The organism is Mycobacterium sp. NPDC003449 (assembly GCF_053588415.1).
Map to the genome: position 1 here is coordinate 1 of NZ_JBSFPX010000223.1, position 10,514 is coordinate 10,514.

A 10,514-nucleotide genomic window follows, 5' to 3' on the forward strand; every position below is an offset into this window, starting at 1 on the left:
TTCCACGCGAGAATGGGCAGTTTTATGTCTGCTCGCGGTCTAGGTGAGCTGCGGGATCACCTCGGCGGCAAGGCGTTCCATCTGCTCGCGGTCCTCGGCCACGGTGGCGCCGGTCGGATTGAGCACGACCGTCTGGGCTCCGGCGTCGATCACCTCGCGCAGCCCCCGCACCACGTCGCCGGGTGTGCCGGAGACCGGAACCGCGTCGATACCGGGCATCGGCCCGTAGATCCGGTGCAGCCCGTCGAGCACCCGCTGCCGGGCGCGCGCCGCGTCGTCGTCGATCGTCAGGTACACCCGTTTACCGATGGTGTAACCCGCCGGGTCCTTGTCCTGCTCGTCGAGTTCCCGGCGCACCGTACGCACCGCTTCGGTGAAGGTGGCGGTGGTCGACGATCCCGCGCCCAGGAACGAGTCGCCGTCGCGCACCGCGCGCGCCAGTGCCTTGGGCGCGGTGCCGCCGAACCAGATCGGTGGATGGGGCCGCTGCACCGGCTTGGGCTGGATCGCGAGGTTGTCGACGTCACGGAACCGCCCGTGGAAGGTGATCCGCGGCTGGTCGGACCAGGCCGCCTTCATCAGCTCCAGACCCTCGTTGAAGTAGCCGACGAACGTCGACCGGTCGACGCCGAACGCGGCGAACGGCCGGGAGGCGCCACCGTGGCCGACCCCGACGTCGAGCCGGCCGTGGCTGAGCCGGTCGACGGCCGTGATGGCCGACGCGAGCTGCAGTGGATCGTGCAGTGAGGTCACCAGAACCGCCACACCCAGCCGGAGCCGGGTGGTGCAGGCCGCTGCATAGGACAGCATCTCCAGCGGGGCGATCCCCGGTGCCTCGCCGACGGTCTGCTCCAGGGTCCAACCGCCCTCGAAACCCAACTCCTCGGCGCGGGCCAGGTACGCCTTGAGGCCGGCATCGTCGAAACTGTCGGTGTCGCGCTGCGGTATCGAGATCGAGAACCTCACCGCACCACGGTACGGCGGCTGCCCGGCGGTGCCCACGTTTCCTTGCCGACTTTCCTTGGCGAGCAGACGCCCAGGTACCCGTCAGCGGTGATTTTCGGGTACGCGCGCGTCTGCTCGCCGGAAGAAGTGCGCGCCTGCTCGCCGGACGAAGGCCGAGGAAGGTGGGCACCGATCGGTAGGCTCTGGTCATGTTGGACTTTCTCCCCGGACTGCCGGGACCCGCCGACCTGCGGGCCGTCGTCCGCAAGGTCGATACCGCCCGGCACAACGGCGTCCCCAGCGGCTGCGTACTGGAGCTCGACCTGCTCACCGCGCCGCCGGAGACCGCAGGATTCGATCCGCTGGCCATGCTGGCCAGCGGTGGGCGCCCGCTGGTGCTGCGCCAGGCGGTGGCCGCGATTCACCGCGCCGCCTCCGACGACCGGGTGGCCGGGCTGATCGCCAGGGTCCAGCTGCCGGCCGCCGCGGCCGGGCCGGTCCAGGAATTGCGCGAGGCGATCGCGGCGTTCGGCGACGCCAAACCGACCCTGGCGTGGGCCGAGACCTACCCCGGAACCCTGTCCTACTACCTCGCCTCGGCGTTCCGCGAGGTGTGGATGCAGCCGGCGGGCACCGTCGGGCTGGTCGGCTTCGCCACCAACTCCATGTTCCTCCGGGACGCGCTGGACAAGGCCGGGATCGAGGCCCAGTTCGTGGCGCGCGGTGAATACAAGTCCGCGGCAAACCTTTTCACCCAGGACAGCTACACCGACGCTCACCGCGAGGCCGACGGCCGGCTCATCGAGAGCCTGCAGGATCAGGTGTGGCAGGCGATTGCCGAGTCGCGCCGCCTCGACCGCGACACCGTCAACTCCCTCGCCGACAAGGCCCCGCTGCTGCGCGACGACGCGGTCGGCGGCGGGCTGGTCGACCGGATCGGCTTCCGCGACGAGGCCTACGCCCGGATCGGCGAACTCGCAGGCGCCTCAGAGGATGCCGACGGCGAGGACGGCGCGCCCCGGCTGTACCTGACGCGCTACGCGCGGGCCACCGCGCAGAAGCTGCCCGCATCGGTGCCGCCGTTGCCCGGCCGCAAGACCAAGCCCACGGTGGCCGTGGTGACTCTGCACGGTGCGATCGTCAGCGGCCGCGGCGGTCCGCAGGCGCTGCCGTTCGGCGGGTCCAGCGCCGGCGGGGACACCATCGCCGCGGCCCTGCGGGAAGCCGCGGCCGCCGACGACATCTCCGCCATCGTGCTGCGGGTGGACAGCCCCGGCGGTTCGGTGCTCGGCTCGGAAACCGTGTGGCGCGAGGTGGTCAGGGCCCGCGAGGCGGGCAAACCGATCGTCGCGTCGATGGGTGCGGTGGCCGCGTCCGGCGGGTACTACGTGTCGATGGCCGCCGACGAGATCGTGGCCAATGCCGGCACGCTGACCGGCTCCATCGGGGTGATCACCGGCAAGCTGGTGTCGCGCGAGCTCAAGGACAAGCTCGGTGTCGGTTCGGATTCGTTGCGCACCAACGCCAATGCCGATGCCTGGTCGGCGAATGAGCCCTTCACCGAGGAGCAGCATGCGCAGGTCGAGGCCGAGGCGGACCTGCTCTACACCGATTTCGTCGAGCGGGTGGCGGCCGGCCGCAATCTCAGTGTCGAGGCGGTGGAATCGGTGGCCCGGGGGCGGGTGTGGACCGGTGCCGACGCCAAGGAACGCGGACTCGTCGACGAACTCGGCGGTCTGCGTACCGCGGTAACCCGGGCCAAGGTGCTGGCCGGGTTCGATCCGGACACCGAGGTCCGGGTGGTGGGTTATCCCGGTTCGTCGTGGCTGGACGTGCTGCGGCCCAAACCGTCATCCCAGCCTGCGGCGGCCTCACTGCCGCAGGCGCTCGGCGCGCTGGTGGGACGGTCGGTCGCCGGGGTGCTCGATCAGGCCGAGCGATCGGTGGCCGGGGCGAGCGTGCTGTGGCTCGGCGACCACCGATTCTGACGCATACGTCAGTTACGAGGCGGTAACGCGGCGGTGCATCGGCCGGTGTGGGGCTGTAACGTCAAATTTCGGCAATTAATGATTTGTCGACGAGACGACGGCCTGGCCCTGCGGTGTTCATCCCAGTCAGCGCAGCCGTAACGAGTGCGCACGGCGGGACGGTGTCGTCAGACACTTGGAGGAACCGTGCCTGCGCGAAAAAACCCGATGAAGGGCTTCGGTGACAAGCCGGATGTCGATTACAGTGCGCCCGCCGAGGACGCACCCGACCCGGGAGTGCTGAAACGGGCGATCGCCGCATCGGCGATCGGCAATGCCACCGAATGGTTCGATTACGGCATCTACGCCTATGGCGTCAGCTACATCTCGGCGGCCATTTTTCCCGGGGACACCTCACAGGCCACCCTGTTGGCCCTCGCGACGTTCGCGGTGTCCTTCCTGGTGCGCCCGCTCGGCGGGTTCGTATGGGGCCCGCTCGGCGACCGGCTCGGCCGCAAACACGTGCTGGCCCTCACCATCGTGCTGATGGCCGGCGCGACCTTCTGCGTCGGCCTGGTCCCGTCCTATGCCGCGATCGGACTCTGGGCCCCGGCGATCATGGTCATCCTGCGGATGATCCAGGGCTTCTCCACCGGGGGCGAATACGGTGGCGCGGCAACGTTCATGGCCGAATACGCACCGTCTCGTCGACGCGGATTCCTCGGCAGCTTCCTGGAATTCGGCACCCTGGCCGGCTTCTCGCTGGGTGCGCTGCTGATGCTCGGATTCTCGGTGCTGCTGTCCGACGACCAGATGGGGTCGTGGGGTTGGCGGCTGCCGTTCATGGTGGCGGCCCCGCTCGGCCTGATCGGCGTCTACCTGCGTTCCAAACTCGAGGACACCCCGGTCTTCCGCGAGCTCGAGGAGTCGGGGGGGACCGAGTCGGACACCGGTGCCCAGTTCAAGGATCTCGTCACCGAGTACTGGGGGCCGATCCTGCGGTTGGGCGGGCTGGTGGTCGCGCTCAACGTGGTGAACTACACCCTGCTCACCTACATGCCGACCTACCTGGAGCGCACGATCGGGCTGTCCAGCAGCCACTCGCTGGTCGTTCCGATCATCGGAATGCTGACCATGATGGTGTTCCTGCCGTTCGCGGGTCACATCTCGGACCGGGTCGGCCGAAAACCGATGTGGTGGGTCTCGATGGTCGGTCTGTTCATCGCCGGTGTCCCGATGTTCCTGCTGATGTCGACCAATATGGTCGGCGCGATCATCGGGTTCGCGATCCTGGGCCTGCTCTACGTGCCTCAGCTGTCGACCATCTCGGCGACGTTCCCGGCGATGTTCCCCACCCACGTCCGCTACGCCGGGTTCGCGATCGCCTACAACGTCTCGACATCGCTGTTCGGCGGCACCGCGCCCCTGGTCAACGACTGGCTGGTGGGGGAGACGGGCGATCACCTGGTGCCCGCCTACTACATGATGGCCGCCTGCGTGATCGGCATGGTCTCGCTGATCAAGGTGCCCGAGACGGCCCGATGCCCGATCAACGGCACCGAGATCCCCGGCACCCCCGAGGCGCCGCCGCAGCTGGAGTACGAGGCCGAGCCGAGCGGTGCGCCGGGGTCCTCAACCGGTCGATAGCCGCGAGATCAGCCGCTCGACGGCGTCCTCCATGTGCACCAGCACCAGCTTGTCGGTGAGGTGGACGTCGCCCGAGCGGATGGCGGTGGCCAGCGCCCGGTGCTCGCTGACCCGGTCGTCGGGATTGTCGTAGGTGTCGGCCAGCGCGTGCACGCACATCTTGGTCTCCACCAGGAAGGTGCGGTGGATCCGGGAAAGCCGTGGGCTGCCGGCCAGTTCGACGAGGAGTTCGTGGAAACGCAGGTCGGCCTCGGCCATCTGATCGGGCCCGTCCGCGTCCTCCATGTCCTCGACGACGGCCAGCAGTGCGTCGCCCGCTGCCGCGTAATCCCCCTGCAGGATGGTGCGGGCCGCGGTTCGTTCGATCGCCTCCCTGGCCAGGTACATGTCCACGACCTCGTCGGGAGTCATATCGATGACGAAGACGCCGCGGTTGCGGACGGAGATCAGCAACCCCTCCTGGGTGAGACGCTGAATGCCTTCGCGCAGCGGGCCGCGGCTGACCTCGAGCTTGCGGGCCAGTTCGGCCTCGCCCAGCTGCGCCCCCGGCTCGAGTTCGCCGTGCGCGATGGCCTGGCGGAGCTTGTCGGCGATGATGCTCGCCGTCGATTTCTGCACCACGGGTGCGATGAAATCGGTCACCGGGCCGCCTCGAACAGGCGGCCAAGGCCGGGCTCCGCGGGGACCGGGCCGATCAGCTGCAGGCCCTTCCACACGGTCACCTGATTGGCGGTGAGGACGGGTTTTCCGACCGCGGCCTCCAACCGGTCGATGATCTGCAGCGTGTGCATGGCGGTGTCGGGGACCAGCACCGCCTCGGCGTCGGGATGGTCGGCGGCGCGGACCATCTCGACCACCTGATCCGGTGTCAGCAGGCCCACCTCGGCCGCGGTGACGATGCCGTGGCTGCCGGCCGCCACCACCTCCGCGCCGCCGGCCGCCAGGAACGCCACGAAATGCGCCGCCACATCGCCGGGATAGGACGCGGCCACCGCGACACGACGAATGCCCAAGTACCGCAACGCCTCAACGAAGGCGATCGACGTGGACGATGCGGGCACCCCTGCTGCCGCGGCCACCTGCTCGGCCTGCTCACGGGCACCGTCCGGCCCGAAAACGAAACTGCCCGACGTGCACGCCCACATCATCGAGTCCGGTTGTGCCGGGGCCAGCCGCGCGGCCCCCTCGGCCAGGCGTTCATGGCGGCCCAGGTCCAGCAGCGCATCCACCCGGTGCGCGTCCTCACCGACGCTGGTGATCACCACCGGGAACGCGACCGTGGCCCCCAGCCGCCCCTCGAGCGCTCCGAAGTCGTCCTCCGCGCTGTGGCCGGGATAGAGGATCCCCACGGTCGCCATACCATCTCCTGTTCTCTTCTGTGTTGTCCTGCACTGGATGTCACCCGTCCAGCAGCCGCTGTCCGGGGCCGATGGCCTTGCGGCCGGCCACGGCGAGCGCCGCCCACATCGTCACCTGATTGGCCGTGACCACCGGCTTGCCCAACTCGGCCTCCAGGTCGGCGATCAGGTCGTAGGTCGGAAGGTTCGTGCAGCTGATCACGATCGCCTCGGCGTCGTCGATATCGGTGGAGCGGACCAGTTCGGCGGTGGTCTCATAGGGCACCGCCCAGATTTGGGAGGTCATCCCCAGCCCGGCTGTGGCGACCACCTCGATGCCCGCCTCCAACAGGTAGCTGGTCAGGCCGGTGGTCAGGTCGGCGGTGTAGGGCGTGACGGTGGCGACCCGGCTCAGGCCGAGATGCCGAAGCGCGGCGAGCACCGACCCGCTGGTGGTCACCGCCGCCGGGGCACCGGCCGCGCGCATCGCCGCGACCAGCGCGGCCTCACCGGCCATCCCCTTGACGAAACTTCCCGCGGTGCACGCGTAGGCGGTGACGAGGGGTGACACCGAAAGCACGTTCGCGGCGCCGGCCTCCACCTGCTCGGGCTCGGAGACGTGCACCGCCATGTCGACCGTCACCGGCAGTGGTGCGTACTTGAGCCGGGTGACATACAGGCTCACATCGTTGGGCACCCAGCGCCACAGTTCGCGGTCCAGGGCGAAATCGTACGGCGTCACGACACCTATCCCGACCTGCCGCAATGGTGGGGGTGGAACCAGTTCCCCGATCGTCATTTCCACAGTGTGAGGCCGAACGCGCCGGGCGGCAACTGATTGTTGACAATCCTACTTGCGTGTTCCTAGCCTCGGACTGGTGCCGACCCCCCGACCCAGCGCCGCGACCGCCCTGGGCGGGGCCGGATGAGCACCCGTCCGACCGTCGCGGTGCTGTGCGGCAACCCCGAGGACCGTCCGGCGGAGCTGGCCGATCTCGACGCGGACGCCGACCTGCGCTACTGCGCGGCCGACGGTCTGGCGCAGGCCCTGCGCGGGGCTCGGGCCCTGCTGCTGTGGGACTACTTCTCCACCGCACTGCGTGGCGCCTGGGCGGATGCGGCCGCATTGGAGTGGATCCACGTCACCGCCGCCGGGGTGGACACTCTGCTGTTCGACGAACTGCGCGATTCCTCGGTGGTGGTCACCAACGCCAGAGGGGTATTCGACCGCCCGATAGCCGAATACGTGCTCGGGGCGGTGATCGCCTACGCCAAGGGCAGCAGGGCCAGCCTCGACTTCCAACGCCGCCACGAATGGCGGTACCGGGAGACCCGAAGCATCGCAGGGGCCAAGACCTTGGTGGTGGGGACCGGCAGCATCGGCAGGGAGATCGCCCGCCTGCTGCGCGCGGCCGGACTCACCGTCCGCGGGGCCGGGCGGGTGGCCCGCGCCGCCGATCCCGACTTCGGCGAGATCGTGCCCACCCGGGAGCTGGCCACGCAGGTGGGCTGGTGCGATCACCTGGTGCTGGCCGCCCCGCTCACCGAGACGACCCGCGGCCTGGTGGGCGCCGACGTGCTGGCCGCCATGAAATCCGATGCGCACCTGGTGAATATCGCGCGCGGTCCACTGGTCGACGAGGCGGCGCTGGTGTCGGCCCTGACCGCCGGTGAGATCGGCGGCGCCACCCTCGACGTGTTCGAGACCGAACCGCTGCCCGCCGCGCACCCGTTGTGGGACGCCCCTGGCGCGGTCGTCACCGCGCACATGTCCGGCGATGTCACCGGCTGGCGCGATATCCTGGCCGGACAGTTCGCCGAGAATCTGGCCCGCTGGCGGTCCGGACGTCCGATGCTCAACGTGGTGGACAAGAAGCTCGGGTATGTGCCGTCGAGGGCAAGGGGCGCAACGTGATTCCAACAGCAGTCGAGCTGATCGAGGGCTACCGCAACGGGTCGCTGTCACCGGTGGAGGTCACCAGGGCCGGCCTGGCCGCCATCGACCGGCACGGGCCGTCGGTGAACGCGTTCGTCCTGGTCGACGAGGAGGGCGCGCTGGCCGCCGCGCGCGAGTCGGAGGCGCGGTGGCGGTCCGGGCGTCCGCTGGGTCCCGGCGACGGCATCCCCACCTCGATCAAGGACGCATTGTGGACCAGGGGCTGGCCGACGCTGCGCGGCAGCTGGCTGATCGACGAGGCCGGACCGTGGGCGGATGATGCGCCGTGCGTTGCGCGGCTGCGTGATTCGGGTGCGGTACTACTCGGCAAGACCACCACGCCGGAATACTCGTGGAAGGGGGTCACCGACTCGCCGCGCTACGGCGCAACCGGTAACCCGTGGAACCCGGCCGTCACCGCGGGCGGATCCAGCGGCGGCAGCGCCGCGGCCGTCGGGCTTGGCATGGGTGTGTGGTCGGTGGGCACCGACGGCGGCGGTTCGGTGCGCATCCCCGCGGCATTCACCGGCACGACCGCGCTCAAACCGACCTACGGACTCATCCCGCTGTATCCGCCAAGCCCTTTCGGGACGCTGTCACACGCAGGCCCTATGGCCCGCACCGTGGCCGACGTCGCGACGTTGCTCGACGTCATCACCGGATTCGATCCACGCGACTGGTCGGCAATGCCCACTCCCACTTCACCTTTCCGCGATGCGCTGGACGGCGGAGTCGAGGGCCTGCGGGTCGCCTACTCGCCCGGCCTCGGCTTCGGCACCAACGATCCCGAGGTGGACGCCGCGGTCACGGCGGCGGTCGACGTCCTCGCCCGCGGCGGTGCGCACATCGAACGGGCCGATCCGGGCTTCGCCGATCCGGTGGAGGCATTCCACGTGCTGTGGTTCGCCGGTGAGGCAAAGGTGCTGGAGGGCAAGCTGGATGGTGGCGGCGCCGGGCGAATGGACCCGGGGCTGCGCCGAACCGCGGAGCTCGGCACGACGTTCACCGCATCGGACTATCTGGACGCCAACGCCGTCCGGATGAACCTGGGCGAGCTGATGGGCCGGTTCCACCAGTCCTATGACGTGCTGATCACCCCCACCCTGCCGTTGACTGCCTTCCCCGTCGGTCGGGATGTTCCGGACGGTTCGGCCTCACCGGACTGGACGAGTTGGACGCCCTACACCTACCCGTTCAATCTGACGCAGCAGCCCGCGCTTTCGGTGCCGTGCGGGTTCAGCGCGAGCGGCCTTCCGATCGGGCTGCAGATCGTCGGCCCCCGGCATTCGGACGCGTTGGTGTTGCGCGTCGGGCAGGCCTATCAGAACGCCACGGACTGGCATCACCGGATGCCGGCACTGCTCACGGAGGAGGCAACAACCGCATGAGCCGATTGATCACGGTGTCGCTGGACCGGCGCGGGGTCACCTGCACGGCGCAGTTGCTCGACGAAGCGGCGCCCCGAACCTGCGCGGCGGTATGGGATGCGTTACCGGCTGGAAAGGCGCTGTCGGCGCAGGTGTTTCACGGTAAATACGCGCGCAACGAGATCTACACGCTGCTGCCGGCGTTCACTGCCGATCCGGGTAAGGAGAACACCACGGTCACCCCGATCCCCGGGGATCTGTGCTGGTTCTCGTTCGACTCCGACGACCTGGGCAATCCGGGCTACGGGTACGAGAACACCACCGGCACCGGGACCACCGGAGCCATCGTCGACCTGGCATTGTTCTACGGCCGCAACAACCTGCTGATCAATGGTGACCAGGGCTGGGTGCCCGGCAATGTGTTCGGCACGATCATCGACGGGCTCGACGAGATGGCCACCGCATGCCAGGACCTGTGGATGGGCGGGGTGCGCGGCGAGACGCTGAGTTTCGCTCGCGCCTGAGGTCTCTCAGCCCCTCGTCCCGCTGATGTAGACGATCTCGCCCAGCGGATCGTCATCGTCGAACTCCGGGACGGGCAGGCCGTAACGGGTGAACAGGGCCGACCGCACCGCGCCGGTCATCTTCCAGCCCTTGGTGGTGAGATAGTCTGCCGCCGAATGCCGTTCGCCGTGGTAGATCAGCGACGGCATGTCCATGGTCAACCCGAGCTGGCTGAACGCGGCCGTCGCGGCACGCGCCTTCTCCGGATCGAAGTCCTTCAACGCGGGGACGAACTCGGTGGCGACCGTGCTGCCCGCGGCGCTGAGCCCGTCGATGTTGTCGAAGAGCCGGTCTTGGGCGTCGGGCGGCAGGTAGATCAGCAGCCCCTCGGCGCACCACGCGGTCGGCGCCGCCGGGTCGAATCCCGCTGCCCGCAGCGCGGCGGGCCAGTCCTCGCGCAGATCGATCGGCACGGTGCGGCGCTGCGCGGTGGGCTCGGCGCCCAACCCGGCCAGCGTGCGGGTCTTGAACTCGATCACCTCGGGTTGGTCGATCTCGTAGACCACGGTGCCGTCCGGCCAGGGCAGCCGGTAGGCGCGCGAGTCCAGACCGGAGGCCAGGATCACCGCCTGCCGGATCCCGGCTCGGCCGGCTTCGGCGAAATAGTCGTCGAAAAACCGTGTCCGCACCGCCATCTCGTCGATGTTCGCCCTGGCCCGGGGCGCGGCGTCGGGCGCGATCGCGGCGATGTCCAGTTCGCCGTCGACCATCTTGGTGAACGCGTCGATGCCGACCGCCCGGACCAGCGGCG

The 10,514-nt window shown here is 69.3% G+C and carries 10 protein-coding genes; 5 read left to right on the forward strand and 5 right to left on the reverse strand.

The window, feature by feature from the left end; translation table 11 throughout:
* Positions 1–39: 39 nt before the first annotated feature.
* Positions 40–966: an LLM class flavin-dependent oxidoreductase gene (locus ACWDTP_RS33795; protein ID WP_450027583.1), complete on the reverse strand. Its 927-nt coding sequence runs from the start codon at positions 964–966 to the stop codon at positions 40–42.
* 188 nt (positions 967–1,154) lie between these two features.
* On the opposite strand from ACWDTP_RS33795, the gene sppA reads away from it, so the two are divergent.
* Both sppA and ACWDTP_RS33805 read left to right on the forward strand, forming a co-directional pair.
* Entirely contained in the window at positions 1,155–2,933 is a 1,779-nt protein-coding gene (sppA, locus tag ACWDTP_RS33800) for a signal peptide peptidase SppA (protein ID WP_450027584.1), read from the forward strand.
* Between the two features lie 207 nt (positions 2,934–3,140).
* Complete coding sequence (locus ACWDTP_RS33805; RefSeq protein WP_450027592.1) at positions 3,141–4,559, forward strand: MFS transporter; 1,419 nt, start codon at positions 3,141–3,143, stop codon at positions 4,557–4,559.
* On the opposite strand, the gene ACWDTP_RS33810 is transcribed toward ACWDTP_RS33805, so the two are convergent.
* Genes ACWDTP_RS33810 through ACWDTP_RS33820 form a run of 3 tightly spaced genes read right to left on the reverse strand, consistent with a single transcriptional unit; the run spans position 4,545 to position 6,695 of the window.
* A complete protein-coding gene (locus ACWDTP_RS33810) occupies positions 4,545–5,201 on the reverse strand; it encodes a GntR family transcriptional regulator (RefSeq protein WP_450027585.1) in 657 nt (218 codons plus the stop codon). The genes ACWDTP_RS33805 and ACWDTP_RS33810 overlap by 15 nt on opposite strands.
* Positions 5,198–5,917, reverse strand: a complete 720-nt coding sequence (locus tag ACWDTP_RS33815) for a maleate cis-trans isomerase family protein (protein WP_450027586.1) — start codon at positions 5,915–5,917, stop codon at positions 5,198–5,200. Before ACWDTP_RS33815 ends, ACWDTP_RS33810 begins: the two co-directional genes overlap by 4 nt.
* Before the next feature lie 40 nt (positions 5,918–5,957).
* Positions 5,958–6,695 carry a maleate cis-trans isomerase family protein gene (locus ACWDTP_RS33820; RefSeq protein ID WP_450027587.1) on the reverse strand — a complete coding sequence of 246 codons (738 nt, stop codon included), beginning with the start codon at positions 6,693–6,695 and terminating at the stop codon, positions 5,958–5,960.
* Between the two features lie 126 nt (positions 6,696–6,821).
* Between ACWDTP_RS33820 and ACWDTP_RS33825 the strand changes: the two genes are divergently transcribed.
* From ACWDTP_RS33825 to ACWDTP_RS33835, 3 genes are read left to right on the forward strand one after another with little or no spacing between them, the layout of a single operon-like run.
* The gene (locus ACWDTP_RS33825) at positions 6,822–7,811 is read left to right on the forward strand and encodes a D-2-hydroxyacid dehydrogenase (protein ID WP_450027588.1); all 990 of its coding nucleotides are present in this window, start codon (positions 6,822–6,824) and stop codon (positions 7,809–7,811) included.
* Positions 7,808–9,220, forward strand: coding sequence for an amidase (locus ACWDTP_RS33830; RefSeq protein WP_450027589.1), 1,413 nt, complete (start codon positions 7,808–7,810; stop codon positions 9,218–9,220). Before ACWDTP_RS33825 ends, ACWDTP_RS33830 begins: the two co-directional genes overlap by 4 nt.
* Positions 9,217–9,723, forward strand: coding sequence for a DUF3830 family protein (locus ACWDTP_RS33835; RefSeq protein WP_450027590.1), 507 nt, complete (start codon positions 9,217–9,219; stop codon positions 9,721–9,723). The genes ACWDTP_RS33830 and ACWDTP_RS33835 overlap by 4 nt, the downstream gene beginning before the upstream one ends.
* Before the next feature lie 6 nt (positions 9,724–9,729).
* Here the strand turns inward: ACWDTP_RS33835 and ACWDTP_RS33840 are convergent.
* Positions 9,730–10,514: SAM-dependent methyltransferase (locus tag ACWDTP_RS33840; RefSeq protein ID WP_450027591.1), on the reverse strand; the 785-nt coding region annotated here is incomplete at its 5' end.

What these genes read in the sequence shown, in the direction of transcription:
- ACWDTP_RS33805 (WP_450027592.1), top strand. Translation starts at nt 3,141, where the DNA reads ATGAAGGGCTTCGGTGACAAGCCGGATGTCGATTACAGTGCGCCCGCC.
- ACWDTP_RS33835 (WP_450027590.1), top strand. Translation starts at nt 9,217, where the DNA reads ATGAGCCGATTGATCACGGTGTCGCTGGACCGGCGCGGGGTCACCTGC.
- ACWDTP_RS33825 (WP_450027588.1), top strand. Translation starts at nt 6,822, where the DNA reads ATGAGCACCCGTCCGACCGTCGCGGTGCTGTGCGGCAACCCCGAGGAC.
- sppA (WP_450027584.1), top strand. Translation starts at nt 1,155, where the DNA reads ATGTTGGACTTTCTCCCCGGACTGCCGGGACCCGCCGACCTGCGGGCC.
- ACWDTP_RS33815 (WP_450027586.1), bottom strand. Translation starts at nt 5,917, where the DNA reads ATGGCGACCGTGGGGATCCTCTATCCCGGCCACAGCGCGGAGGACGAC.
- ACWDTP_RS33820 (WP_450027587.1), bottom strand. Translation starts at nt 6,695, where the DNA reads ATGACGATCGGGGAACTGGTTCCACCCCCACCATTGCGGCAGGTCGGG.